The sequence below is a fragment of the Pseudogemmobacter faecipullorum genome, assembly GCF_020539525.1.
GTDB classification, from domain to species: domain Bacteria; phylum Pseudomonadota; class Alphaproteobacteria; order Rhodobacterales; family Rhodobacteraceae; genus Pseudogemmobacter; species Pseudogemmobacter faecipullorum.
Map to the genome: position 1 here is coordinate 121392 of NZ_JACDXX010000012.1, position 26347 is coordinate 147738.

Below are 26347 nucleotides of genomic sequence, written 5' to 3' on the forward strand. Positions count from 1 at the left end.
CCGGCTGTGCCGGAGCCTCCGGCGCGGATATTTCAGGACAGATGAAAACCGCCTTTTCATCTGTCCGTTAAATATCCCGGGGTTTGCGGGGGTTGGGCCCCGCGCTTTTGCTGTCAGTGCCCCATTTTCGGGGCGCGAAACAGCCGGGTGCGGGCGAAACAGTCTTCCAGCCGGTTCAGCCGCTCCTGCACCTGGCCTGGCAGATGGCTCTGCACCCGCGCCAGCAAAGCCTCAACCAGCACCAGCAGCGTGGCGGTACTGTCCCAGGCGGCGGGCATTTCAATATGGCAGGGCAGAACATGGCGGGCCGAGCTGGCGGCGGGCGAGAGCCAGCGGTCGGTGATCAGCACCACTTCCGCGCCCTGAGCTGCCGCGAATTCGGCAAACTGCACCGCATTGGTCTCATAGCGGCGGATGTCGAACAGCACCACGACATCGCCTTCGCACAAATCCAGCAAAGCCTGCTGCCAGTCGGTCAGATGGTCGGCAATCCAGCTGACATCGGGGCGGATCACCCGCAGAAGCGTCGCCATATAATCGGCCAGAGCATGGGTCAGCCGCCCGCCCATCACCGCCACCCGTCGCTGCGGATCGGCGAGGATCAGCGCCACCTCATCGAAGCTTCCGGCCGGGATCAGGCCAATCGTGGCCTCGATATTCTGCACCACCTGGGCGGCATAGGCCTGCAGCGGATGCTCGGCCGCCTCGCGCGGACTCTCGCTGCGCGCGGATAAAGGCGCCACCAGCAAGCGCTCAACCTCATGGCGCAAAGCGCTCTGATAATCAGACCAGCCCGTGAAGCCCAGTTTCTGCACCAGCCGCACGATGGTCGGGGCGGAAACATCCGCGGCCCGCGCCAGGGTTCCGACCGAGCCCAGAGCCGACATCGGAAAATGCGACAGGATATGCGTTGCCGCCTGCCGCTCGGCCCGCGTCAGATCCCCAAGCCCGGCCCGCATCCGCTCTTCTATCGTCACCCGCTGCTCCATCGCCTGCCCTTCACGCGGCCGCGCCGCCTTGCAGAAACATTTGTAACAAAAATCTTTGCTCTGGAATATTCTTGACAGAAGCAGCGCAGAAGTGAAGCCTGAAAGAAAAACAGGGAGCCCGATTCACTCATGGACTTTGCTGCCCATCCCGGCTGCGGCGCTGCCCGCCTGCGCGGGAGCTGACATTGCCCCAATTCCTCGTTGCCTATGTCCGCATCATTGAAGCGGTGAATATCCGCATCGGCCGGATCGCCATGTACCTGCTCTTCGTGCTGGCGGCGATTTTGCTCTGGTCGGTCGTCTCCAAGGCCTTTTTCACCCCCGCGCTCTGGACCCAGGAAATGGCCCAGTTCACCATGGTCGCCTATTTTGTACTCGGCGGTGCCTATTCACTGATCCTCGGCGCCAATGTGCGCATGGATCTGCTCTATGGCCGCTGGTCCGAAAAAAAGCGCGCCCTCGTCGACTGCATCAGCATTTTCGCGCTGATCATCTTCCTAGGCGTGGTGCTCTGGGGCGGTATTGAAAGCACAATTTACGCCTTTGAGGTTGGCGAGCGCTCACGCACCGTCTGGCGGCCCTATATGGCGCCGATCAAGATCGTGATCTGCTCGGGCGTCTTCCTGATGATCTTGCAGAGCTTTGCCTTCCTCATCCGCGATATCGCGACTTTGCGTGGGGTAAGGATCTGATGGGATACGAATTTATTGCCCTCGCCATGTTCGCAGGCATGATGGCTTTGCTGCTGACCGGGGCGCGGGTCTTCTCGGGCATTGGCTTTGTCGCGGTGATTGCGGCTGTGGCCCTCTGGGGGGACCGGGGCGGCTATGACATCGCCTTCACCACCTCGATCAAGCTGATGAACTGGTATCCGATCCTGACGCTGCCGATGTTCGTCTGGATGGGCTATGTCATGTCGGAAACCCGGCTGGCTGATGATCTTTACAAGATGTTCCACGTCTGGTTCGGCCCGATCCCCGGCGGTCTGGCCATCGGGACCATCCTGCTGATGGTGCTGATCTCGGCGATGAACGGCCTTTCGGTCGCCGGCCTTGCCATTGGCGCCACCATCGCTTTGCCCGAGCTGCTGAAACGTGGCTATGACAAGAGGATGGTCACCGGCATCATCCAGGGCGGCTCGTCGCTGGGCATTCTGGTGCCGCCCTCAATCGTGCTGGTGCTCTATTCGATGATCGCACGCCAGCCGGTGGGCCAGGTCTGGCTGGCCGGGGTCTTCCCCGGGCTGCTGATGGCGGGGTTCTTCATCCTTTATGTGGTGATCCGCTGCGGCATCAACCCGGCCCTCGGCCCGGCGCTGAGCCCGGAGGAGCGCGCTTCGGTCAGCTGGGGCGAGCGTCTGCGCCTGCTGCGCGCCGGTATCCTGCCGGTGGTGATCTTCGGCGCCATGATGGGGCCTTTCGTGCTGGGCTATGTCAGCCTCGTCGAAAGCTCGGTGATCGGCGCCGGGATTGCCACCCTGCTGGCGCTGGTCAAAGGCCGGCTGACCAGACAGGTCTGGGAGACCTGTGTGACCAATACCCTTGGCATCACCTGTATGTTCATGTGGATCCTGCTGGCAGCCATGGCTTTTGGCGCGGTCTTTGACGGGCTTGGCGCGGTGCGGGCGATTGAGAACCTGTTCCTTGAGGATCTGGGGCTTGGCCCCTGGGGTGTTCTGATCCTGATGCAGGTCTCGTTCCTGGTGATGGGGATGTTCCTTGATGACACGGCGATGCTGGTGATTGTGGCACCGCTCTATATTCCGCTGGTGGCCAAACTGGATCTTGGCATGCCGCCCCAGGACGCGCTGATCTGGTATGGCGTCATGTATACGATCACCTGCCAGGTCGCCTATATTACGCCGCCCTTCGGCTATAACCTGTTCCTGATGCGGGCCATGGCCCCCGAGCATGTGTCGCTGGCGGATATTTACCGCTCGATCACGCCGATTGTGGCCATCATGATCCTGACGCTCGCGGTGATCATGCTCTTCCCTGATATCGCGCTCTGGCTGCCGCATCAGGTCTACGGACAATAGACCGGGACGAACCCGGCGCATCGACCCAAACAGCATTGGAGGTAATTATGACCACGAACAGACGCAGTTTCCTGACCACGGGCGCCCTTGCCGCCGGGGCTGCCGCGCTTGCCGCCCCCGCCGTGCGCGCCCAGGCTGCTCCGATCAAATGGCGCCTGCAGACCTATGCCGGGGCCGCGCTTGGCGAGCATGTGACCAAACCCGCGATTGAGAAATTCAACAAAATCGCCGCCGGGCAGATGGAGATTGAACTCTATTTCGCCGACCAGCTGGTGCCGACCTCCGAGCTGTTCCGCGCCATGCAGAACGGCACGATCGACGCGGTGCAATCGGATGACGACTCGATGCAGTCGCCGACAGAGGTCACTGTTTTTGGTGGATATTTCCCCTTCGCCTCGCGCTATTCGCTCGATGTGCCGGTGCTGTTTAACCAATATGGCCTGAAACAGATCTGGGAAGAGGAATATGCCAAGGTCGGCGTGAAGCATATTTCGGCCGGGGCCTGGGATCCCTGCCATTTCGCCACCAAGGACCCGGTCCGCTCGCTGAAGGATCTTGAGGGCAAGCGCGTCTTCACCTTCCCAACCGCCGGCCGCTTCCTCGCCCAGTTCGGCGTGGTGCCGGTGCAACTGCCCTGGGAGGATATTCAGGTCGCGCTGCAAACCGGCGAGCTGGACGGCATCGCCTGGTCGGGCATCACCGAGGATTACACCGTCGGCTGGGCCGATGTGACCAAATACTTCCTGACCAACAATATTTCCGGCGCCTGGATCGGCCATTTCTTCGCCAATCAGGACCGCTGGAATGAAGTGCCCGATCACCTGAAGGCACTGATGGAAGTCTGCTTCGAGCAGTCGCATTATTACCGCCAGTGGTGGTACTGGGGCGGCGAGGCAGATCTGCGCGTCAACGGGCCGAAGCTCGAGCTGACCTCGATCCCGGATGATGAATGGGCCACGGTTGAGGGCAAGGCGCGCGACTTCTGGGATGAGATCGCGGCCGAATCCGAGACCAAGGCCAAAGTCGTCGAAATCTTCAAAAAGTATAATGATGTGATGGCCAAAGCCGGCCGCCCATATCGTTACAGCTGATGCAGAGCGGCAGGGGCGCAGCCCGCGCCCCTGCCCGGACTATCACAGCAAAGATCCCGCGAAACCTGCGGGAAAGGACCAGGGACGTGAAGAGACTTCAGATCGCAACCGATTGCTGGCCAAGAAAGCCCGAGTTCGGTGGTGGGGGTGGCGGGTTTTAACCTCTCTCCCTGCAAGCTCTTCTCTTTACTGAACTTATGAGGCCAATATGCCCGCCAATCTTACCCTCGACACCCTGAAAAAAGCCTATGAATCCGGCGAGATCGACACCGTTCTGGTGGTCGCCCCGGATATGCAGGGCCGCCTGATGGGCAAACGTTTCCACGCCGGTTTTTTCCTGAACGGCGGCGGCGATGAGACCCATTGCTGCAATTATCTGCTGGCCATCGATATGGAGATGAACACCGTCCCCGGTTACGCCAGCTCGAGCTGGGAGAAGGGCTATGGCGATTACGTCATGAAGCCCGATCTCTCGACCCTGCGCCGCCTGCCCTGGCTGCCCGCTACCGCCATGGTGATCTGCGACCTGCTCGATCATGACACCCATGAAGAGATCGCCGTCTCGCCGCGCGCCATTCTCAAACGCCAGATCGCCCGCGCCCGCGATATGGGGCTCGAGGCGATGATGGCCTCCGAGCTGGAATTCTACCTGTTTGAGAACTCGTATGAATCCCTGCGTGACGACGGGCTGGGCACTCTGCGTCCCGCCGCCGCCTATAATGAGGATTACCATATCTTCCAGACCAGCCGCGAAGAAGGGGTGATGCGCAAGATCCGCAACCATCTCTTTGGCGCCGGTATCCCGGTCGAAAACACCAAAGGCGAGGCCGATGCCGGCCAGGCCGAGGTGAACTACCGCTATTCAGATGCGCTCGACACCGCCGATAATCACACGATCATCAAACAGGCGGTGAAAGAGATTGCCTGGTCCGAAGGCAAATCCGTCACCTTCATGGCCAAATATGACACTTCCAAAGCCGGTTCGGCCGCGCATGTGCATCAGTCGCTCTGGAGCCTCGACGGCAAACCGGCATTTTACGACAAAGACGGCCATCTTGGCATGTCAAAGCTGATGGAGCATTTCGTCGCCGGTCAGCTCGCGGCAGCCGAAGAAATGACCGTATTCTTCGCCCCCTATGTTAACAGCTACAAGCGCTTCTGCGTCGGCCTGTTTGCGCCGACCAAGATCGTCTGGTCGGGCGATAACCGCACCGCCGGCTTCCGGGTCTGCGGCGCGCATAGCAAGGCCGTGCGGATCGAATGCCGCATCCCCGGCTCGGATGTGAACCCCTATCTCGCCTGTGCGGCTTTGCTGGCCGCCGGTCTGGACGGGATCGAGCGCAAGCTGGAGCTGGAACCGGAAGCCCGCGGCGATCTCTACAGCCGCCCCAATCTGCGCGAAATCCCGAAGAACCTGCGCGATGCCGCAGCGGCGCTGAAGGGCTCGTCGATGCTGCGCCGGACCCTCGGCGATGAGGTGGTCGATCACTATCACCATGCCGCGCAGTGGGAAATTTCGGAGACCGACCGCGTGGTGACCGATTTCGAACTGCAACGCCTGCTCGAACGCGCCTGATCGCGGTCCGGCACATCACAATCTGACAGGCAGGGGTTTCATGCCCCTGCCCCTTCCCTCTCCTGTTCTTGGGTGCCCCATGAAATCCATCCAGCTTATCTCGCCGGTTGATGGCTCGGTCTATACCGAGCGCCAGCCGCTGCCCCTGGCGGAGGCTGAAGCCGCCGTCGCCCGTGCCCGTGTCGCCCAGAAAGCCTGGGCCGCCCGCCCGCTGGCCGAGCGCATTGCTCTGGTCAAAGCCGGTGTCGCGAAACTGACCGGAATGAAGGACCAGATCGTGCCGGAACTGGCGGCACAGATGGGCCGTCCGGTCAAATTCGGGGCCGGTGAATTTGGCGGCGTCAATGCCCGGGCCGATTACATGGCCTCGATCGCCGAAGAGACCCTCGCCCCGAAAGTGGTTGAGGACAGCGATAAATTCCGCCGCTACCTCGCGCGTGAGGCGCTTGGCGTGATCTTCGTTATCGCACCCTGGAACTATCCGTTCCTGACTGCGATCAATACCATCATCCCAGGGCTGATCGCGGGCAATGTGATCGTGCTGAAACATGCCAGCCAGACCCTGCTGGCCGGAGACCGGCTGGCCGAGGCCTTCCATGCGGCAGGCATTCCGGCGGATGTGTTCCAGAATGTGGTGCTTGATCATGCCACCACCGAAAAGCTGATCGCAGAGCGCCAGTTCGATTTTGTCAATTTCACCGGTTCGGTGACCGGCGGCAAAGCGATCGAGCGCGCCGCCGCCGGGACCTTCACCCCGCTGGGGCTGGAGCTGGGCGGCAAGGATCCGGGCTATGTCCGGGCCGACGCCAATGTTGATGCCGCGGTCGACACGCTGATGGACGGGGCGATGTTCAACTCGGGGCAGTGCTGCTGCGGCATCGAGCGGATCTATGTCCATGAATCGCTCTTCGATGAATTCGTTGAGAAATCCGTCGCCTGGGTGAAGGGGCTGACGCTGGGCAATCCGAATGAGGCTGCCACCACCCTCGGCCCGATGGCCAATGTGCGCTTTGCCAAAGTGGTGCGCGGGCAGATCGCCGAGGCCCTGGCCAAAGGCGCAAAAGCCCTGATCGACCCAGCCCTGTTCCCGGCAGATGACGGTGGCGCCTATCTGGCACCGCAGATCCTGATCGATGTCGATCACTCGATGTCGGTGATGACCGAAGAAAGCTTTGGCCCGGTTGTCGGCATTATGAAAGTCTCTTCGGATGAAGAGGCTTTGCGCCTGATGAATGACAGCGCCTACGGCCTGACCGCCTCGGTCTGGACCGGGGATTATGACACTGCCGCCGCCATCGGCGATCAGATCGAAACCGGCACCGTCTTCATGAACCGCGCCGATTATCTCGACCCCGCGCTCTGCTGGACCGGCTGCAAAGACACCGGCCGGGGCGGCTCGCTCTCTTATCTCGGGTTCCATTCGGTAACCCGCCCGAAATCCTACCACCTGAAGAAAGTCTGACCCATGTCCGCGATTGACAAACAGGGCGTTCCTGACCGCAACTGGTCCTATCCGACCGCGATCAAATTCGGCGTCGGCCGGATCCTGGAACTGGCTGAACATGCCGCTTCGCTGGGCATGAAAAAGCCGCTGCTGGTGACCGATAAGGCGCTGGCTGCGCTGCCGATCACCGCCGCAGCTCTCGACACGCTCGAGGCGGCCGGCCTTGGCCGTGCGGTGTTTTCGGAAGTGGATCCGAACCCGAACGACAAAAACATGGCCGATGGCATCGCGGTTTACAAAGCCGGTGGCCATGATGGCGTGATCCTGTTCGGCGGCGGCTCGGCGCTGGATCTGGGCAAGATGATTGCCCTGATGGCACATCAGCGCCCCGAGCTGTCGGTCTGGGATCTTGAAGATATCGACGACTGGTACACCCGCGCCGATGCAGACAAGATCGCCCCGATCCTCGCGGTGCCGACCACCGCCGGCACCGGCTCAGAAGTCGGACGCGCCGGGGTTCTGACCAATCTGGCCAGCCATAAGAAGAAGATCATCTTCCATCCGAAACTGTTGCCCGGCGTGACGATCTGCGATCCGGCGCTGACCGTCGGCATGCCGCGCTTCATCACCGCCGGTACCGGCATGGATGCGCTGGCACATTGCCTCGAGGCCTATTCCTCGCCGATCTATCACCCGATGAGCCAGGGCATTGCCCTTGAGGGCCTGCGGCTGGTGAAGGAAAACCTGGTTACCGTCTATAATGAGCCGGGCAACCTGGTGGCACGCGGTCATATGATGGCCGCCGCAGCCATGGGGGCCGTGGCTTTCCAGAAGGGCCTCGGCGCGATCCATTCGCTGTCGCATCCGGTGGGCGCGATTTACGGCACCCATCATGGCACCACCAATGCGGTTGTGATGCCGATGGTGCTCGACTTCAACCGGGCCGCCATCGAAGAGCGCATCAATGCCGCTGCCGCCTATCTGGGGCTGAACGGCTTTGACGGTTTCCGCGCCTGGATCATGGAGCTGCGCGCAGCCCTGAACATCCCGGAAAACCTGACTGCCATGGGGGTTGAGGCCTCGCGCCTGGACGAGATGACCGAAATGGCACTGGAGGATCCGTCCTGCGGCGGCAATCCGGTGGAAATGACGCGCGAGAATACCCGTGCGCTCTACAACGCCTGCATGTAAGCAAGGTCTCTGACTCGCCCGGGCTGACTGCGGTCGGCCCGGGTTTTTCATGCAGAAATGATACGAAATACCATGCAGCGCCTCTCGACTGAAATTGCCGTTATCGGGGCCGGAGTGATCGGCCTTTCCATCGCCGAAAGGCTTGTCGCAGAGGGGCATGAGGTCACACTCATCGATCCGGGAGAGCCCGGAATGGCCGCCTCTTACGGTAATGCCGGCACGATTGCCGATTACGCGGTCGCCCCGGTTGGCACGCCTGCGGTACTGAAAAACCTGCCCTCGCTGCTGTTTGACCGCAATTCACCTTTGTCGATCCGCCACTCGGCCCTGGCCTCGCTGACGCCCTGGCTCCTGCGCTTTGCCTGGCAAAGCCTGCCCGGCCCGGCGGCGCGCAATGCGCGGGCACTTGCCGGCCTGCTGGCGGGCACCGGCAAGCGCTGGAAGGATCTGGCGCAGCGTTGCGAGGCCGGGAGCCTGATGGAAGCAGGCGGCGGGCTTTATCTTTACCAGACCGAGGCCGCGCTTGCCGCTGCCGCAAAGGAAATGGAGGCGCGCCGCGCTTATGGCATTGCGGTTGAGATGATCGACCGCCAGCAGCTGGCCGCACTTGAGCCGCGCCTGCAGGGCATGGCCGGGGCCGCCTCATTCACCGGCGCGATTTTCCTGCCCGATCCCGGCCGGATGATGCAGCAGATCGCCGCGACTGTGCTGCGCCGGGCCAGCCTCGTTCCGGCCAGGATCGGGCGGCTGAGCCGCCAGGCCACCGGGATCAGCCTTGAGGGGCGGATGACCGATGGCCGCACTCTGCATCTCCTGGCGCAGAAAGTGGTGATCGCCGCCGGGGCGCATTCGCGCAGCCTCGCGCGCCAGGCCGGTGACCGCATCCCCCTTGATACCGAGCGCGGCTATCACGTTGAATGGGATATGGAGGAGCTGCCGATCAGCCGCCCCTCCTGCGTCACCTCGCGCGGCTTCTATCTCTGCCCGATGCAGGGGCGGCTGCGCGCCGCAGGCACTGTCGAGCTGGGCGGCCTGACCGCGCCGCCCTCGCCGCACCGGATCGCAAAGCTGGTCGAGGGCGCGCGCAGCGTCTTCCCCGATCTGGGAGAGCCTTCGCGCAGCTGGATGGGCTTCCGCCCCTCGATCCCCGACAGCCTGCCGGTGATCGGCCCTTCGCGCGGGGGCGCCGATGTGCTGCATGCCTATGGCCATGGCCATATCGGCATCACCCTCGCACCGGTCACCGCCGAGATCATCGCGGCCCAGATCCGCGGCGAGGATCCCGGTGATTTTGCCGCTGCCGCCTCGCCTTTGCGGTTCTGAGGTCCGGGTGAGGGAGGTTGCAACCAAATCCGGCGCCGGTCATTGATGAATGAGCCTTTTCCTGTGACGCCCGGAGCAATCCTCCCTTGACCGAGACCAGACCTGCTTGCGATCCCACGCGCCCGGATGTCACGCGCCCCGACAGCCTGCGCATCGCCAGCTATAATATCCGCAAAGCCATGGGCACCGACCGCAAACGCGATCCGGCCCGGGTTTTGCGGGTGATTTCCGAACTGGGCGCGGATGTGGTGGCGCTGCAGGAGGCGGATCTGCGCCTGCCGCCGCGCCGCCCGGTGTTTCAGCGCGAAGAGGTGTTTCAGCAAACCGGCCTCGTGCCGGTCAGCTTCACCCATGGCCGCGACAGCCTTGGCTGGCATGGCAATGCTTTGCTGGTCTCGCCCGGTTTTGAGGTGATTTCCCGCGACCATCACGATCTGCCCGGGCTCGAGCCGCGCGGTCTCGTCTCGGCGCTGCTCGAGCGCAACCGCCCCGGCTTCGCGCCCGAGCGGCTGCGGGTGATGGGGGTGCATCTTGGTCTGTGGCGGCAGTCGCGGCGCGCGCAGCTGACGGCGCTGCTGAAAATGCTGCCCGAGGCCGAGAATGTCGCCACGCTGATCGCCGGAGATTTCAACGAGCGTTCGCTGGAAGTGGGCCTTGGCCGGCTGTCACGCCGCTTTCGCATCCTCTCCGGCGGGCCGACCTATCATTCGCGCCACCCGGTCTTTGCCCTCGACCGGATCGCGATTTCGGATCAGTTCGCCGGTGGGGAGGCAAGGGTGTTTCGCAATCACGATGCCAGCCGGGCCTCGGACCATCTGCCGCTGATCGCCGATGTCAGGCTGAAAACCGCCTGACAGAAGCCCGTTTCCATTGCGCCGGGCCTATGGCTGAGCAGAGCTTGTGCGCCGGGCTTAAAGCTGGCCCGGCACCACCTGATCGGGCGGGCGGTGGCCATCGGCGAAGGTTTTGATATTGATCAGAACTTTCTCGCCCATATCAATCCGCCCCTCAATCGTCGCCGAGCCCATATGCGGCAGCAGCACCACATTCGGCACTTCGCGCAGGCGTGGATTGATCTCATTGCCACGCTCATAGACATCAAGCCCGGCCCCGGCGATCTCGCCCGCGCGCAGGGCCCGGGTCAGGGCATTCTCGTCGATCACCTCGCCGCGTGAGGCATTCACGATCACCGCCGAAGGTTTCATCAGCTTGAGCCGCCGCGCATTGATCAGATGGAAGGTCGAGGGGGTATGCGGGCAGTTGATCGACAGGATATCGACACGCGCCAGCATCTGATCGAGGCTTTCCCACCAGGTCGCCTCCAGCTCGGCCTCGGTCTCGGGCCGGGCCCGGCGGCGGTTATGGTAATGCACCTGGCAGCCAAAAGCACGGGCGCGGCGCGCCACCGCCTGGCCAATCCGCCCCATGCCGAGGATCCCCAGCCGCTTGCCGGCAAGGCGTGAGCCGAGAAAGGCCATCGGCGACCAGCCCTCCCATTCGCCCTGGGCCATGCTGGCAATGCCTTCGGGAATGCGCCGTGTCACCGACATGATCAGCGCCATCACCATATCGGCGGTGTCTTCGGTCATCACCCCCGGAGTGTTCGAGACCAGAATGCCCCGCGCGCGCGCGGTGGCGACATCGATATGATCGACCCCTGCGCCGTAATTGGCGATCAGCTTCAGCCGGTCCCCGGCCTGGCCGATCAGCGCGGCGTCGATCTGATCGGTGATAGTCGGCACCAGCACATCGGCATTGCGCATCGCCCCGAGCAGCTCGTCACGGCTCATCTTCGTGTCCGGATCGCGCAAAGTGACATCGAACAGCTCTTTCATCCGGGTCTCGACCGGCTCAGGCAGACGTCGCGTGACAACAACACTCAGGCGCGGCGATGGCATTCTTCGATCCTCATGTCTTCCAACAGACGCAGTTTCAGGTCAGACTGCGGGCAAGCGGGGCGGATCACAAGCCCTCACGAGAGCAATGATACGCGGTGCTGAATTTTGCCGCGTAAGGAGCAGGCCGAAGATGTGTAACGCCAGTGCCTCCGGGCTTTTCGTCCCGGTCCGCCCCGTTTCGGGCCAATTTTCACTGGCCCGGGCTTGCGGCATGGCATTGCGCCGACTGCTGATCGCTCTCACTTTCGCCGCCCTGCCGCTCGCGACCCTGGCCCAGGAGGCCGGGCCCGACAGCGGTCAGGAAAGCACCATCACCGCGATTGAAAATGCCGCCGCCGCCTCGGCACCGGCTGATGACGCTGGCCCCTCTGCCAGCAGCAAAAAGAAAGAATGCCAGCCGAATATCGGCTGCGTCACCAATCTGCCCCTGCCGCGCTTCGTCTCGCTGAAGGGCAATGAGGGCAATGTGCGGCGCGGCCCCGGCCTGACGCACCGCATTGACTGGGTCTTTACCCGCCCCGGCATGCCCCTGCGCGTCACCGCCGAATATGAGAACTGGCGCCGGGTCGAGGATATGGATGGCGCCGGTGGCTGGGTGCATTACGCGCTGATTTCAGGCATGCGTTCGGTGCTGGTGGTAACCGATATGGCCGAGTTCCGCGCCTCACCCGATCCCCAGGCCCGGGTGATCGCCCAGGCAGAGATGGGCGTGGTGGCCCGCATCCTGCAATGCAATCCCGACTGGTGCCGGATCGCAACCGGCGGCGAGAAAGGCTGGGTGCATAAATCCGCGCTCTGGGGCGTCGATCCCGGCGAGATCGTAGACTGACGGCAGAATACGGACCATAATCCGGGCCAGAATTCGCGTCAGGCGATGCATTTTGCCGCGGCGGCAGGGCTTGCCTGAATCGCAATGGGACAATAGGGAGTTGAGCCTGCCCGGCGCGCCGGCGCACCATATTTTTATTCCAGATCACTGCAGGATTCGGGCTGATGTCGAATTCCAAACTGAGCCTCTCCGCCGGCATTGCCTCGGTGGCCGTTGCCCTGACCCTTGTTCTCCTCAAATTCCTGGCTTTGTCGGTCACCGGCTCGCTTTCTGTTGCGGCCTCGCTGGCCGATTCAGCGGTCGATCTGATGATGTCGCTGATCGCGGCACTGGCGATTGTCTATGCCGCGCGCCCGGCGGATCAGGATCACCCCTTTGGCCATAATTCCGCCGAGGATCTGGCGGCGCTGACCCAGGCGCTGGTGATCACCGCCTCGGCGCTGTTCATCGGCTGGTCGGCAATCACTAGGCTGCGCGCGCCCGAACCCGTCTCGCTGGGCGATGAGATGATCGGCACCCTGGTGATGCTGGCGTCGATCCTGCTGACCTTCCTGCTGGTGATCTGGCAGAGCTATGTCGCGAAAAAGACCGGAAACCGCGTCGTTGCGGCGGACCGGCTGCATTATATCGGCGATCTGCTGCCCTCGGTCGGTGCTATTATCGCGCTGCAGGCCTCGCAGAGATTCGGCTTCAGCGGGCTGGATTCCTGGATTGCCCTGCTGGCGGCGCTGATCATGCTCAAAGGGGCGCTTGGCATCGGCAAATCAGCCTGGGATGCGCTGATGGACCGCGAGGCGGATCCGGAAGTGGTCAGCGGCATCGCCGAAATGACACGCGGCTGGCCCGGTGTCATCGGCTTTCATGATCTGAAAACCCGCACCAGCGGCAGCCGGATTTTCGTCCATCTCCATATCGAGCTGGATGGCGATCAGAGCCTGCGCCAGGCCCATGACATCGGCGCCTCGCTGCGGCAGGCCATTCTCAGCCGCTGGCCCGAGGCCGATGTGATCATTCATAAAGATGTCGCCGCCAAAGACGGCAGACCCGGCACCTGACCCGCCAGAGGCCGGAAGTCGCAGGTCTGAGGGCGCAGGCCCTGACCCGCGACCCTGTTGTGCTGCGCATATTTCCCCTGCCGTTTCACGCTTCAGGCGACAATTAATCAAACGGGCAATTGACAGCAGGCCAATCGGGGCCGCATCCTGAGGCCCAAATTCCTCCGAAAGGTGGCAGCCGTAATGTCAGCATCTGATCCTCTCGCTGCATCCCCCCGGGACCGCCGTCCCTATATCCGCGACAGCGAAGAAAACCGCCGCGAGGCACTGATCCAGGCCACGCAGGAACTGGTGGCCGAAGGCGGTCCCCGGGCGGCAACGGTTCGGGCCATTGCTGAGCGCGCCGGGGTCACGCCCGGGCTGATCCGGCATTACTTCGGTTCAAAACAGGAACTCTCCCACGCCGCCTATACGGCCCTGATGGACGGAATGACCGAACAGGGGGCTGAGGCGCTTGATGAGGCCGGAGCCTCGGCTGAGGCGCGGCTTGCGGCATTTATCAGCGCCTCGCTGCGCCCGCCGGTGGTTGATCCGCGCCGGGTCGGGCTCTGGGCCGGTTTCCTGCACCAGGTCCAGGCCGATCCCGGCCTGCTGGCCCAGCATGAGGCCTCCTATCTGCATTACCGCGACCGCCTGCAGCAGCTGATTGCCGCGCTCGGCCGCGAGGTCAGTGCCGATCAGCTGCGCCGCGAGGCCATTGCCTGCAATGCGATGATTGACGGGCTCTGGCTTGAGGGCTCGGTCATTGCGGGGCATTTCGCGCCGGGCGAGCTGGAAAACATCGGCCTCAGTGCGCTCGGCACTTTGCTGGGCGTTGATCTGCTCGCCGCGCAGAGCGCCGCGCGCTGACCCTTTGCCGCTACCGGCTGTCATTCCCCCGGGCCTGTCACGGCCCTTTCGTCCTGCTGAAATGAAAGACCCTGCTATGCGCTACGCCTCGCTTCCCGGTCGCCTTGCCGATCTTGGTTCCGCCAAATGGGAGGTGCATGCCCGCGCCCGCGCGCTGAAGGCCGGGGGGCGCGACATTATCGAGCTGACGATCGGGGAGCCGGATATGCCCATGCCGCCGGCGCTGATCGAGGCGGCGCGCCAGGCGATGCGCCCCGGACGGCTGGGCTATTCCAATGGCCAGGGCGAGCCGGGCCTGCGCGAGGCGCTGGCAAAACGCTACAGCACCAGGCGCGGCCGCAGCTTCTCGGCCTCGCAGATCACCTGCCTGCCCGGCACCCAGACCTGCCTCTATGCGATCTTCCGCACCCTGGTCGAGGCCGGCGATGAAGTGCTGGTCGGCGATCCGCTCTATGCCACCTATGAGGGGCTGATCCGCCAGACCGGCGCCACGCCGGTGATGGTGCCTTTGCGCCCCGAACATGGTTTCCGGATGCAGCTCGCCGATGTCGTGGCGCGGATCACCCCCAAAAGCCGCGTGCTGTTTCTCAACACCCCGCATAACCCCACCGGCGCCGTGCTGTCGCGCGCTGAGATCGCCGCGCTCGGCGCGCTGGCGGCAAAGCATGATCTCTGGATCGTCTCGGATGAGGTCTATGAGGAGATGGTCTTTCCCGGCGTGAGCTTTGCCTCACCGCTGGATCTGCCGGAGCTGGCTGAGCGGAGCGTGGCCGCCGCCTCGATCTCAAAATCCCATGCGGCGCCGGGCTTTCGCTCGGGCTGGGTGGTGGGCCCCCAGGAGTTCACCGATCAGCTGCTGCCTTTATCCGAGACCATGCTGTTTGGCAGCCAGCCCTTCATCGCCGATATGACCGAGCTTGCTGTCTCGGCCCCCTCGCCGATTGCCGCTGAAATGGTGCAGAATTTCGCCGCCCGGGCCCGGTTGCTGGCCGATGGGCTCGATGGCAAAGCGGGGCTGAAACTGCATCTGCCCGAGGCCGGGATGTTCGCCCTCCTCGATATACGCGCCACCGGCCTTTCCGGCCAGGAATTCGCGCTCGGCCTGCTCGAGGCGCAATCGGTCGCCGTGATGCCGGGCGAGAGCTTTGGTGACAGCCTCGCCGGCTGGCTGCGTCTGTCGCTGACCCGGCCCGAGGCCGAGCTGCGCGAGGCCTGCCGCCGGATCCTCGCCCATGCGGCAGGGCTCGGGCGGGGCTGAACCCTCAGCCCCGGGCCGCCAGTCGCCGCATCAGCGGCGCCAGCACCAGGGTCAGCAAGAGCACCAGCGCCGCAAAGACAAAGGCGGCGCGCAGGCTGAACAGGCCCGCCACCATGCCAAGGGCCGGCGGGCCGACAAAATAGCCAAAATAGCCAAACAGCGTGGCCCGGGCCACCGCCCGGCCGCGATCCTCATCCCTGGCCAGCCGCCCGACCAGCGACAGGGCCGTCGGCACCAGCACCGATGCGCCGATGCCGCAGATGATGAAACCGATATAGGCCATGGCCGGGCTGAGGGCGAAAGCCGCCAGCAGCGCGCCACAGGCCGCGATCAGCGCTCCGCCGCTCAGCAGGCGTGTGGGCTCAATGCGACGGGTCAGCCCCTGGCCTGCCAGCCTGGCAATCCCCATGGTCAGCGCAATGGTCGCCGGGCCAAGCGCGCCCTGCTCGGGGCTGCCGCCAAGGGTCTTTTCGATATGCAGCGCCGACCAGCCCTCGGTGGCATTTTCGGTCAGAAAGGCAATCAGCACCAGGCCGCCGCCGATCACCGGCACCGGGCCGAGGCCCGGCCCCCGCCCGCCCTCGGGGCGCTGCAGCCCGTGGATCCGGCCATCGCGCTCAAAACTGGCCAGAGCGAACAGGAAGATCACCAGCCCCATCAGCAAAAACACCTGAGCCGGCGCGAAGCCCTGGCCGCGCAGCTGGCCGGTGATGATCGCCCCCGCCGCATAGGCAAAGGAATAGGCGGCATGGGCGAGATTCATCAGATAGAGCCCGCGCCGGGTCTCAAGCTCGGCCGAACGCGCATTCATCAGCACATCGGTCAGCCCGGTCGCCGCCCCACAGGCCATCATCGCCAGCGGAAACAGCGCCACCAGCGTCACCTGACCTGGCAGCAGGAAAGCCGCGGCCATTGCCATCACCGCCAGCGGCAGCGCCAGCCGTCCCAGCCGGTGGCCGAAGGCCGGCGCCAGCAGCATCGCCACCACCGCCGCAATCGGGGTGAAGAATAACAAAAAGCCCAGCTGGCTTTCATCAACCCCCAGCCTCGCCTTGATATCCGGCATCAGTGCCGCGAAACTGCCCCAGGCGATCCCCATTCCGGCAAAAGCCGCCATAACCGGACGGGCTACCGTCATCTGTCCGAGCATATTCATCATCTTCTCCCGCCCCCTCTGCTAGAGAGCGCGGCTTTCTGCGTCCTGGTCAGCCGCGACCTGGCATGTCGCAGACAGACTCCTGCCCCCCCGGCAATCCCGGGGAGTTTGGCCTTTTCTTTCAGCCGATTCCCGGCTATAGCCCCGCGATCCGCCATGCACCCTTGGAGGATGGCGGCATTTTTATATGGAGAATACCAATGGCTCGTGAGATCCCGGATCTTAAAGCAGTGGTGCGTACGGGGACAGGCAAGGGGGCCGCTCGTCAAGCTCGTCGTGAGGGCAACGTACCGGGCATCGTCTATGGCGATAACAAAGAACCGACCCCGATTTCGGTGAACTACAACTACCTGCTGAAGAACCTGAAGAAAGGTCGCTTCCTGCAGACCCTCTTCAACCTGCAGGTCGAAGGTCAGGCTGACCAGCACGTGGTCTGCCGCGGCGTTCAGCGCGATGTGGTCAAGGATCTTCCGACCCATATCGACTTCATGCGCATCCATGATGACTCGCGCATCAACCTGTTCATCCACGTTGACTTCATCAACGCTGACAAGGCCCCGGGCCTGAAGCGTGGCGGCACCCTGACCGTGGTGCGTGCCGAGGTTGAGCTGGAAGTTCTGGCCTCCGACATCCCGGATCACATCACCGTGGACCTGGAAGGCAAGCAGATCGGCGATGTCATCCACATCGAAGACATCACCCTGCCGAAGGGCGTCACCCCGACCATCGCGCGTAACTTCGTGATCGCAAACATCGCTGCACCGACCGGTCTCGCAGCAGGTGGCGACGACGAGGAAGCCGCGGCTGAGTGATCTCAGCACGCGCGCAGATCGGGAAACGGGGGGCCTTCGCGCCCCCCGTTTTCATTCTGAGCATCAGCGCTTGAGACATCGGCGCCCGGCCGTTATATCCGCCGGGCATATTCACGGCCGCGCCCCTTACGCCGCCGGATGATCCCGGAGGCGCTATGAAACTCTTTACCGGCCTCGGCAATCCCGGCGCAAAATATGCCGGAAACCGCCATAATATCGGTTTTATGGCGCTGGACCGTATCGCCGCCGATCATGGATTCAGCCCCTGGCGCAAGGCGTTTCAGGGCGAGATCTCTGAAGGGCGTCTGGGCAGTGAGAAGGTGATCCTGCTCAAACCCTCGACCTTTATGAACCTCTCGGGGCAGTCGGTTCAGGCGGCAATGACCTTTTACAAGCTCGGCCCGGATGATCTGACGGTTTTTCATGACGAGCTCGATCTCGCGCCGGGCAAATGCCGGCTGAAAGCGGGGGGTGGCCATGCCGGGCATAACGGGCTGCGCTCGATCTCGGGCCATATCGGCGAGGCCTATGGCCGCGTGCGGCTGGGGATCGGCCATCCCGGGCATAAAGATGCGGTGGCGCATTACGTGCTGCATGATTTCAGCAAGGCCGATCAGGACTGGCTCGAAGATCTCATGCGCGGCATTTCCGACGGGATTGCCGCCCTGGCTGCGGGCGAGGGACAGAAATTCCTCAATGCCGTCAGCCTGCGCACCGCCCCGCCGCGCTCGTCGAAACCGGCAGAGGATGCGCCCGGACGCAAAGGCCCGCGCGCCGCGCCGGTAAAAGCCGAGCCGGTGGTTAAGCCCGAAGCCGCGCCGGATGAGCGCAGCGCCATGCAAAAGCTGCTCGATAAGTTTCGCTGAAAGAGGCGGCAGCCTGTGCCCTGGGGCCCCGGTCAGAGTGCCTCCGGCGGGGATATTTAAGGACAGATGAAAGCGGCAGGTTTCAGCTGCCCTTCGGGATCAGCCCGGTCACCGCGCGTGAGACCAGGGCCGAGACCGAAGGCCGCGCCGCCACGCGGAAGGGCAGCGGGCGGCAGGTTTCCATCGCCGCGACCCCGACCCTTGCGGTCAGCGCGCCATTCACCACCCCCTCGCCAAAACGGCGCGAGACTTTCGACAGGATGCCGCCGCCCGCGACCGAGCCGATCATATCATCGGCCAGCGACACCGCCCCTGCCGCCAGCAGCGTGGCAAAGACCCGGCGCATCAGCCGCCAGCTGCCAAGCGCGCCCGAGCGCCCGCCATAAATCTCGGCAATGCGGCGGATCATCGTCAGATTGGCATAGAGCGCCACTGCGACATCGGCCAGCGCCAGCGGCACCAAAGCGGTGACCAGCGCCACTTTGCGCGCCCCGGCCTCAATCTCGGCCTCGGCCCGGGCATCGAGCGGCGCGATGATCTCGGCCTCGGCCAGCTCCAGCAAAGCATCGGCATCCATCACATCGGGCGCGGCCCCGGCAAAGCGGGCCTCGCCCCAGGCGGTATCAGCCCGGCCCGAATAAAGCGCGCGGATCTGGAGGGTGACCGCGCGGGCGGCGGGCAGATCGGCCTGCAGATGCGCCCGGTCCGCCTCGATCCGCAGATGATCGAGCCGCGCCAGCCGGGCAAAGCCCATCGCCTCGCGGCCGGCAAAAATCACCAGGATCAGCACCGCGAGGATCACCAGCACGAAGGCGATCCAGCCAAGCAAAGCATTGCTGACGAACAGCCCGGTCACAAAATTCCAGGCCGCGACCGATAGGACGAGGGTGAAAAGGCTGGTGAAGACCCAGAAAGCAAAGCGCGACAGGGCCGAGCTTTTGCGCCCCGCCACCAGCGCCACGCCCTGCATCGCCCGCCCCTCGGGCGGCAGATCACTGATCTCGGGCGCAAGGCCGGGATCGGCGGGCGGATCGCCCGGCTCCAGCTCAATCACGAAAGGCTTCTGGCGCTCTGTCACAACCGGTCTCCGATCAGAAACTCTGCCGCGCGGTCCAGCCGGATATGCGGCGGCCCCTCGCCGGGGCGCAGGCTGAACCGCGCCGGGGCAAATTCCATCAGCCCGAAATCCTCGAGCCAGGCCCCGGCCCCGGAGCGCGCCGGGGCAAGGATGCGCGCCGGATCCGGGGGCAGCGCGCCGGGATAGACCACCACCTGTCTGCCGCTGCCCAGAAGACGGCCGCGCACCGCGGGCAGCGACTGGCCATCGCGTTCGACCCTTTCCTCGACGGTGGCGCGCAGGCTGGCCAGCGACAGCGCCCCCACCCCGGCCCCGGCAAATTCCGAGCGCTGCCGTGCCTCGGCCACCAGCGCCTCGGTGATCGCGGTCAGGGCCGGATGCTGTTCGTGATGCAGATGATCGGCGCGGGTGGCGGCAAAGAGGATCTTCTCGACCCGCCGCCCGCCAAGAAGCCGCCCGATCCAGGAGCCGCGCCCGACCCGGAAGGCGGTCAGCACCTCGGCCATGACCTTGCGCAGATCCTCGACCGCAGGCGGGCCGTTATGGATCGCGCCCAGCACATCCATCAGCACGATCTGCCGGTCAATGCGCGAGAAATGATCACGGAAGAAGGGCGTGACAACGCGGTCCTTATAGGCCTCATAGCGCTTTGCCGCCTCACGCCCCAGCGAGCCGCGCGGGGCCGAGGCCGGTTCGGGCAGGGGCGCGAAAGTCAGAACCGGTGAGCCCGCCAGATCGCCAGGCAACAAAAAGCGCCCCGGGGTGCAATCCGACCAGCCCGCCGCCCGCGCCGCCTGCAGATAGCGGGTGAAAGCGGTGCTGAGCCGCTGAATGCGCAGCTCTTCGAGCGGCAAAGCCCCGTCCTCGGCCCGGGCAATGGCGAGGAAATCGCGCGCCTCGGGCAGAACCGGGGCCCGTTTCGCGATCAGGCTCAGCGTATCCTCGGACCAGGTCGCGTAATCCTTCTCCATCAGCGCCAGATCGAGCAGCCATTCGCCCGGATAATCGACGATATCGAGATGCAGAACCTGCGGCCCGCGCATCCCGGCAAACCAGCCCGAGGGCCGGGTGCGGAACGAAAGCCGCAGCTCTGAGATCGAGCGGGTCGAGCCGGGCCAGTGCGGATCCTCGTCGGTCAGGGCGGCGATATGGTTCTCATAATCAAAGCGCGGCAGGGTCATATCGGGCTGGGGCTGCAAATGCACCGCCGCAATCCTGCCCTCGCGCGCGGCAGAAAGCTGCAGCATCCGGCCGCGGTTCAACAGGCTGGCGATCAGCGCGGTGATGAAAACCGTCTTGCCCGCCCGTGACAGGCCGGTCACGCCAAGCCGCAGGTTTTGCTCAAAGAACAGTCCCGAGACCCCGGACTGCAGGCTGTCTGCCCCGCGCGCGATCCCGTCGGTAATGCCGGAAAATGCCAATGCCTGCCCCTGTCTGCGCTTGCTGCATCAGAAGATAGGCACAGAGGCGAGACTTGGAAAGGCGGGCATCTTCAGCTAAGCGGCGCTTATGCCACGCTATGCTTTCAGAATTGAATATGACGGGGGTCCGTTCTGCGGCTGGCAGCGCCAGGCCGGCGGCCAGCCTTCGGTGCAGCAAGCCATTGAAGAGGCGCTTGCCAGGCTTGAGCCGGGCGCGCACCGGATCGGCGCCGCTGGCCGGACCGATGCCGGGGTCCATGCCACGGGCCAGGTGGCCCATGCCGATCTGGCGAAGGACTGGGATCCTTTTAAACTGATGGGGGCGCTGAACTGGCATCTGAAGCCGGCACCGGTGGCAATCCTCGCCTGCGCCCGGGTCGCGGATGATTTCCACGCCCGTTTTTCGGCGCATGAGCGGCGCTATACTTTCCGGCTGATGGCGCGGCGTGCGCCTGCGGTTCTCGAGCGGGGGCTGGTCTGGCAGGTCGCACATCCGCTTGATCTGCAGGCGATGCAGGCAGGCGCGGCTTACCTCATCGGCAGGCATGATTTCACCACTTTCCGCTCGGTGATGTGCCAGGCGGAAAGCCCGGTCAAATCCATTGATGAAATCCGGATTGAAGAGCTGCCCTGCCCGGGTGGTCAGGAATTCCGGCTGCATCTGCGCGCGCGCAGCTTTTTGCACAATCAGGTGCGCTCGATCACCGGCACGCTGGAGCGGGTGGGTGCAGGGGCCTGGGCGCCCGAGCGGGTGAAAGAAGCGCTGGAGGCAAAGAGCCGCGCCGCCTGCGGCCCGGTCTGCCCGCCCCAGGGCCTCTGCCTGACCGGGGTCGGCTATCCTTCGGATCCTTTCGCGGGCTGAGGCCTGAACAAACTGCAGCCCCTCTGCCCCCTCGGCCCGGGCGGGGAACCCATCCCCGGAGGATATTTACCGCGAGGGAGAGGCGACAAGAGGTCGGGCGCATCCACCAAAGATACGCCTTCCCCTTCGCGGTCATCGGCGTTCCCGCCTGTACCGCCCCGCCAGTTTCGCAGCCCCTGATTAAAAAAGGCCGGAGCCGCAATTCCCCTTCTGCAAATATCCTCGGGGGGAGCGCGCCATCCGGCGCGCCGGGGGGGCAGAAAGCCCGCCGCTACCCCATCGGTTTTCATAGACCGGCGGCCGGTTTTCCCTTACCCCTTTGGGCAAAGCGAAGAGGGAACACGCATGACATTCGGCCAGCTGATCATTTCACAGCTCAGCGATCCGTTCCGGATCGCGCTGCTCATCGCCCTGATCTGGACGATGATGCGCACCCGCCGCGAGACCGGCATGGTGATCCCGCTGCTCGCCGGTGTGGTCTTTGTCGCAGCGCTGATCCCCTCGACCACCTCTGCGGCCAGCCTTGCCCCCTTCTTTGACCAGTTCCTCGCAGGCCTGCTTGCCAATGCCATGCTCACCGCGCTGCTCCTCGGCCTGTGGCAGCTGATCCTGCGGCTCAGATCGCGGGGATAAACCCCCGCCTTTCCTGAACGGCAAACGGGCCGGGGATCTCTCCCCGGCCCGCTGCATTCAGAAGGTTCGCCGCCTTATTTGCTGTCGGCGAAAATGTCTTTCTTATGGGTGCCACCCGGCACGAAGAGTGCGCCGATCACCACCGTCATCAGGGCGATGACAATCGCATACCACAGGCCCGCATAGATATCGCCGGACTGGGCCGAGATCGCGAAGGCCGTGGCCGGCAGCAGACCGCCGAACCAGCCATTGCCGATGTGATAGGGCAAAGACAGGCCGGAATAGCGGATCCGGGTCGGGTAAAGCTCAACCAGCATTGCCGCGATCGGGCCATAGACCATGGTCACCAGGATGATCAGATAGGTCAGGATCAGCACGATGGTGATCTTCTGGCCGCTGAAGATGTCAAAGAAATGCTGGGCCTTGGCCACGGTGGTATTATCCGCCGCATTGATCGGATAGCCCGCTGCGGTCAGCGCATCATTCAGCTCTTTGTCGAACCGGGCCTTCTGATCCGCCGCATCGGCTGCCGCACCCGAATAGCCGGCAATCACCGTCTCGCCGACTTTCACCGAGGCAAGCGTACCTGCCGGGGCTGCATCGGTTTCGGAATTGGCCGAACGTGCGGTCAGAGCAGCTTTGGCGATATCACAGGAATTGGTGAATTTCGCCGTACCGACCGGGTTGAACTGGAACGAGCAGTCCGCCGGATCAGCCGTCACCACGATTTCAGTCTGATGCGCATGATAGAGCATCGGATTAGCGGTTTTGGTCAGGAAACCAAAGACCGGGAAATAGGTGATCGCGGCGAGCAGGCAGCCGCCGAGGATGATCGGCTTACGGCCGATCCGGTCCGAAAGCTTGCCGAAGAAGATGAAGCCATAGGTGCCGAGGATCAGCGACCAGGCGACAAAGACATTGGCCGAGAAGCTGTCGACCTTGATCACGTTCTGCACGAAGAACAAAGCGTAGAACTGGCCCGAATACCAGACCACTGCCTGACCGGCGGTCAGACCCAGCAGCGCGATCAGTGCGATCTTGCCATTGGTCCAGTTGCCGAAAGCCTCACGCATCGGGGCTTTCGAGGCATTGCCCTCTTCCTTCATCTTCTTGAAGGCCGGGCTCTCATTCATCTGCATCCGGATATAGAGCGAGACGATGAGCAGGATGATCGAGCCAAGGAAGGGGATACGCCAGCCCCAGGCATTAAAGGCCTTCTGCATCACCGGGCTGCCATCGGCGCCAACCACGGCCACACCGGCCGCATCGAGCACCGGCTGATCCGGGTAATTGCCGTTCACATAGCCCTGCACCATCAGAATAACGACCAGCGAGAGCAAAAGCCCCAAAGTCGCGGTGGTCTGGATGAAGGCGGTGAAATAGCCGCGCTGGTTCTGCGGCGCATGTTCGGCCACATAGACCGCCGCGCCGCCATATTCACCCCCCAGCGCCAGGCCCTGCAGCATGCGCAGCGCGATCAGAATGATCGGGGCCGCAATCCCCCAGGAATAGTAATTGGGCAGAAGGCCGACGATGAAGGTCGAGACCCCCATGATGACGATGGTCATCAGGAAGGTATATTTCCGTCCGATCAGATCGCCGAGCGAGCCGAAGACCAGCGCGCCGAAGGGGCGCACAATAAAGCCTGCCGCAAAGGCCAGCAGCGCAAAGACGTTGCGCGTGGCTTCCGGGAAGGGGGTGAAAAACTGCGCGCCGATGATCGCGGCCAGCGAGCCGTAGAGATAGAAATCATACCATTCGAAAATCGTCCCCGCCGAGGAGGCAAGAATAACCTTCTTCTCCTCGCGGGTCATGGGACGCGAGCGATCGCGCACGTCCGGCGTTGCATATGCCATAGCCTTCCTCCTTGTTGGCCTTCGCCTGCTTTTGCAGGTCCGGCGTTCCCCTCGCCCGTCCGGCAGCTCCGGCACTGCAGCCCGCCCGCTTTCTGCAGGCCGGGCGCCGCACCTCGCCTGCCTGGCAGGTCTGGCCCTCTCCCATTACTCCGGACAGTGGCGGCATCTGCCGAGGCCCGGCATCATCCACCCTTCACCCGCGGCCTGGCCTTCTGTGCCAGGCGGCGCCTGTCCTGCCGGTCTGAGCCCCGGCTTTGCGCCGAGCAGATCAGGGCGAGTGCCCCATCCCCTCCGCTCTTTGCCACAACCCGGGGCCCTCCTTCCCCGGATCACAGCTTTGCAGACCGGATCAGACGGCGATGATGCCGCCGGCGATCCGGTGCAGCGCCTGCCGCACCTGCGCGATGTCCTGCATCGCATCCACAGGTTCGAGCAGGCCGCGCGCCTGGTAAAAGGCGATCAGCGGCGCGGTCTGGGCGTGATAGGCTTTCAGCCGCTCCCCCGCCGTTTCCGCCGTATCATCCGCGCGGCGCTTCATGTCGCCGCCGCCGCATTTATCGCAGCGGCCCGGATGGACGGGCTGACGGAACTGATCGTGATAGCCCTCGCCGCAGGCCGCGCAGCTGTAGCGCCCGGCAACGCGGGCGATCATCGCCGCATCATCCACCTCGAGGCTGATCGCAGCGGTCACCCGCAGGCCGAGCCCGCCGAGCAGCTCTTCCAGCGCCAGGGCCTGGCCTTCGGTCCGCGGGAATCCATCGAGGATCACGCCCCGCGCGACATCCGGGCCATGCATCCGCTCGGCAATGATCGACAGCACGATCTCATCCGAGACCAGGCCCCCCGCCGCCATCACCGCCTTCGCAGCCAGCCCGGCCGGGCTGCCGGCGGCCACCGCGGCGCGCAGCATATCGCCGGTCGAGAGCTGGATCAGCCCATGCTCTTCTTCAAGCATCCGGGCCTGGGTGCCCTTGCCGGCACCGGGCGGCCCCAGCAGGATCAGGACCGGGGCGCTCATGCCTTGCCCCGGTTGGCGCGGTTTTCGATCAGGTCTTCGACGACCGAGGGGTCTGCCAGGGTTGAGGTATCGCCAAGCGCGGCGAAATCATTCTCGGCGATCTTGCGCAGGATGCGGCGCATGATCTTGCCCGAGCGGGTTTTCGGCAGGCCGGGGGCGAACTGGATCAGATCGGGTCTGGCGATCGGGCCGATCTCCTGGCGCACGAAAGCCTCAAGCTCGCGCTTCAGCGCCTCCGAGGGCTCCACCCCGTTCATCAGCGTCACATAGGCATAGATGCCCTGGCCCTTCACCTCATGCGGATAGCCGACCACCGCCGCTTCAGCCACCTTTTCATGCGCCACCAGCGCCGATTCCACCTCGGCCGTGCCCATGCGGTGGCCCGAGACATTGATCACATCATCGACCCGGCCGGTGATCCAGTAATAGCCGTCAGCGTCGCGGCGGCAGCCGTCACCGGTGAAGTAATAGCCCTTATACTGGCTGAAATAGGCCTCCTCGAACCGGGCGTGATCGCCCCAGAGCGTGCGCATCTGACCGGGCCAGCTGTCTTTGAGACACAGCACGCCCTCGGCCTCGACCGCTTCCTGCAGCTCGGCCGTCTGTGCATCGAGCACCACCGGCTGCACGCCAAAGAACGGCACAGTGGCCGAACCCGGCTTGGTGGCGACCGCGCCTGGCAAAGGCGTCAGCATATGGCCGCCGGTCTCGGTCTGCCAGAAAGTGTCGACGATCGGCAATTGTTCTTTGCCGACATGTTTATGGTACCAGGACCAGGCCTCGGGGTTGATCGGCTCGCCGACGGTGCCGAGCAGCTTCAGGCTGCTCAGATCATGTTTCTCGACCCATTCCGCCCCCAGCCCCATCAGCGAGCGGATCGCGGTCGGCGCGGTATAGAACTGATTAACCTTATGTTTGGCGCAGACCTGCCAGAACCGCCCGGCATCAGGCCAGGTCGGCACGCCCTCAAACATCAAAGTGGTGCCGCCATTCGCCAGCGGGCCATAGACGATATAGCTGTGACCGGTGACCCAGCCGACATCGGCGGTGCACCAATAGACATCGCCATCATGATAATCGAAAGTATATTGATGCGTCATCGCC

Annotated in this window: 24 protein-coding genes; 16 read left to right on the top strand and 8 right to left on the bottom strand. The window is 63.9% G+C overall.

Going from position 1 to position 26347, the window contains the following annotated elements:
* Positions 1-113: 113 nt before the first annotated feature.
* Positions 114-977: a MurR/RpiR family transcriptional regulator gene (locus tag H0485_RS13825; protein ID WP_226936512.1), complete on the bottom strand. Its 864-nt coding sequence runs from the start codon at positions 975-977 to the stop codon at positions 114-116.
* Positions 978-1174: 197 nt separating this feature from the next.
* On the opposite strand from H0485_RS13825, the gene H0485_RS13830 reads away from it, so the two are divergent.
* The 8 genes from H0485_RS13830 to H0485_RS13865 all read left to right on the top strand — a co-directional run bounded on the left by H0485_RS13830 (position 1175) and on the right by H0485_RS13865 (position 10506).
* Positions 1175-1681 (top strand): TRAP transporter small permease subunit, encoded by a 507-nt coding sequence (locus H0485_RS13830; protein WP_226936514.1) that lies wholly within the window; start codon positions 1175-1177, stop codon positions 1679-1681.
* Entirely contained in the window at positions 1681-3027 is a 1347-nt protein-coding gene (locus tag H0485_RS13835) for a TRAP transporter large permease (protein ID WP_226936516.1), read from the top strand. Before H0485_RS13830 ends, H0485_RS13835 begins: the two co-directional genes overlap by 1 nt.
* Positions 3028-3074: 47 nt before the next feature.
* On the top strand, positions 3075-4118 hold the full coding sequence (locus H0485_RS13840) for a TRAP transporter substrate-binding protein (RefSeq protein WP_226936517.1): 1044 nt from the start codon (positions 3075-3077) through the stop codon (positions 4116-4118).
* Between the two features lie 208 nt (positions 4119-4326).
* The gene (locus H0485_RS13845) at positions 4327-5694 is read left to right on the top strand and encodes a glutamine synthetase family protein (protein ID WP_226936519.1); all 1368 of its coding nucleotides are present in this window, start codon (positions 4327-4329) and stop codon (positions 5692-5694) included.
* 79 nt (positions 5695-5773) lie between these two features.
* The gene (locus H0485_RS13850; RefSeq protein ID WP_226936520.1) at positions 5774-7156 is read left to right on the top strand and encodes an aldehyde dehydrogenase family protein; all 1383 of its coding nucleotides are present in this window, start codon (positions 5774-5776) and stop codon (positions 7154-7156) included.
* Between the two features lie 3 nt (positions 7157-7159).
* A complete protein-coding gene (locus H0485_RS13855) occupies positions 7160-8329 on the top strand; it encodes an iron-containing alcohol dehydrogenase (RefSeq protein WP_226936521.1) in 1170 nt (389 codons plus the stop codon).
* A 72-nt stretch (positions 8330-8401) separates the two neighbouring features.
* Positions 8402-9652, top strand: coding sequence for an NAD(P)/FAD-dependent oxidoreductase (locus tag H0485_RS13860; protein ID WP_226936522.1), 1251 nt, complete (start codon positions 8402-8404; stop codon positions 9650-9652).
* Between the two features lie 86 nt (positions 9653-9738).
* Positions 9739-10506: an endonuclease/exonuclease/phosphatase family protein gene (locus tag H0485_RS13865; RefSeq protein ID WP_226936523.1), complete on the top strand. Its 768-nt coding sequence runs from the start codon at positions 9739-9741 to the stop codon at positions 10504-10506.
* A 57-nt stretch (positions 10507-10563) separates the two neighbouring features.
* On the opposite strand, the gene H0485_RS13870 is transcribed toward H0485_RS13865, so the two are convergent.
* Positions 10564-11550, bottom strand: a complete 987-nt coding sequence (locus H0485_RS13870; RefSeq protein ID WP_226936524.1) for a 2-hydroxyacid dehydrogenase — start codon at positions 11548-11550, stop codon at positions 10564-10566.
* Between the two features lie 211 nt (positions 11551-11761).
* On the opposite strand from H0485_RS13870, the gene H0485_RS13875 reads away from it, so the two are divergent.
* From H0485_RS13875 to H0485_RS13890, 4 genes are all read left to right on the top strand, one after another.
* Positions 11762-12379, top strand: coding sequence for an SH3 domain-containing protein (locus H0485_RS13875; protein WP_226936525.1), 618 nt, complete (start codon positions 11762-11764; stop codon positions 12377-12379).
* A gap of 164 nt (positions 12380-12543) precedes the next feature.
* The gene (locus H0485_RS13880) at positions 12544-13434 is read left to right on the top strand and encodes a cation diffusion facilitator family transporter (protein ID WP_226936526.1); all 891 of its coding nucleotides are present in this window, start codon (positions 12544-12546) and stop codon (positions 13432-13434) included.
* 183 nt (positions 13435-13617) lie between these two features.
* Entirely contained in the window at positions 13618-14283 is a 666-nt protein-coding gene (locus H0485_RS13885) for a TetR family transcriptional regulator C-terminal domain-containing protein (protein WP_226936527.1), read from the top strand.
* Between the two features lie 76 nt (positions 14284-14359).
* Positions 14360-15541 carry a pyridoxal phosphate-dependent aminotransferase gene (locus tag H0485_RS13890; protein ID WP_226936528.1) on the top strand — a complete coding sequence of 394 codons (1182 nt, stop codon included), beginning with the start codon at positions 14360-14362 and terminating at the stop codon, positions 15539-15541.
* A 4-nt stretch (positions 15542-15545) separates the two neighbouring features.
* Here H0485_RS13890 and H0485_RS13895 read toward each other — a convergent pair whose 3' ends face one another.
* Positions 15546-16697 (bottom strand): MFS transporter, encoded by a 1152-nt coding sequence (locus H0485_RS13895; RefSeq protein ID WP_226936529.1) that lies wholly within the window; start codon positions 16695-16697, stop codon positions 15546-15548.
* A gap of 200 nt (positions 16698-16897) precedes the next feature.
* On the opposite strand from H0485_RS13895, the gene H0485_RS13900 reads away from it, so the two are divergent.
* Together H0485_RS13900 and pth are read left to right on the top strand one after the other, a co-directional pair.
* Complete coding sequence (locus H0485_RS13900; protein WP_226936530.1) at positions 16898-17509, top strand: 50S ribosomal protein L25/general stress protein Ctc; 612 nt, start codon at positions 16898-16900, stop codon at positions 17507-17509.
* Between the two features lie 155 nt (positions 17510-17664).
* A complete protein-coding gene (gene pth, locus H0485_RS13905) occupies positions 17665-18375 on the top strand; it encodes an aminoacyl-tRNA hydrolase (RefSeq protein WP_226936531.1) in 711 nt (236 codons plus the stop codon).
* Positions 18376-18457: 82 nt separating this feature from the next.
* On the opposite strand, the gene H0485_RS13910 is transcribed toward pth, so the two are convergent.
* Complete coding sequence (locus H0485_RS13910; protein WP_226936532.1) at positions 18458-19453, bottom strand: YcjF family protein; 996 nt, start codon at positions 19451-19453, stop codon at positions 18458-18460.
* Entirely contained in the window at positions 19450-20874 is a 1425-nt protein-coding gene (locus H0485_RS13915; RefSeq protein WP_226936533.1) for a YcjX family GTP-binding protein, read from the bottom strand. Before H0485_RS13915 ends, H0485_RS13910 begins: the two co-directional genes overlap by 4 nt.
* Positions 20875-20962: 88 nt before the next feature.
* Here H0485_RS13915 and truA point away from each other — a divergent pair, with 88 nt between their 5' ends.
* Both truA and H0485_RS13925 read left to right on the top strand, forming a co-directional pair.
* Positions 20963-21736 carry a tRNA pseudouridine(38-40) synthase TruA gene (gene truA, locus H0485_RS13920; protein ID WP_226936534.1) on the top strand — a complete coding sequence of 258 codons (774 nt, stop codon included), beginning with the start codon at positions 20963-20965 and terminating at the stop codon, positions 21734-21736.
* A gap of 345 nt (positions 21737-22081) precedes the next feature.
* On the top strand, positions 22082-22369 hold the full coding sequence (locus tag H0485_RS13925) for a hypothetical protein (protein ID WP_226936535.1): 288 nt from the start codon (positions 22082-22084) through the stop codon (positions 22367-22369).
* A gap of 74 nt (positions 22370-22443) precedes the next feature.
* Here the strand turns inward: H0485_RS13925 and H0485_RS13930 are convergent, their stop codons facing one another.
* From H0485_RS13930 to H0485_RS13940, 3 genes are all read right to left on the bottom strand, one after another.
* Positions 22444-24225, bottom strand: a complete 1782-nt coding sequence (locus H0485_RS13930; protein WP_226936536.1) for an MFS transporter — start codon at positions 24223-24225, stop codon at positions 22444-22446.
* 349 nt (positions 24226-24574) lie between these two features.
* On the bottom strand, positions 24575-25243 hold the full coding sequence (locus H0485_RS13935) for an adenylate kinase (RefSeq protein WP_226936537.1): 669 nt from the start codon (positions 25241-25243) through the stop codon (positions 24575-24577).
* A partial coding sequence (locus H0485_RS13940) for an AMP-binding protein (protein WP_226936538.1) occupies positions 25240-26347 on the bottom strand: 1108 nt, incomplete at its 5' end. The genes H0485_RS13935 and H0485_RS13940, both read right to left, overlap by 4 nt.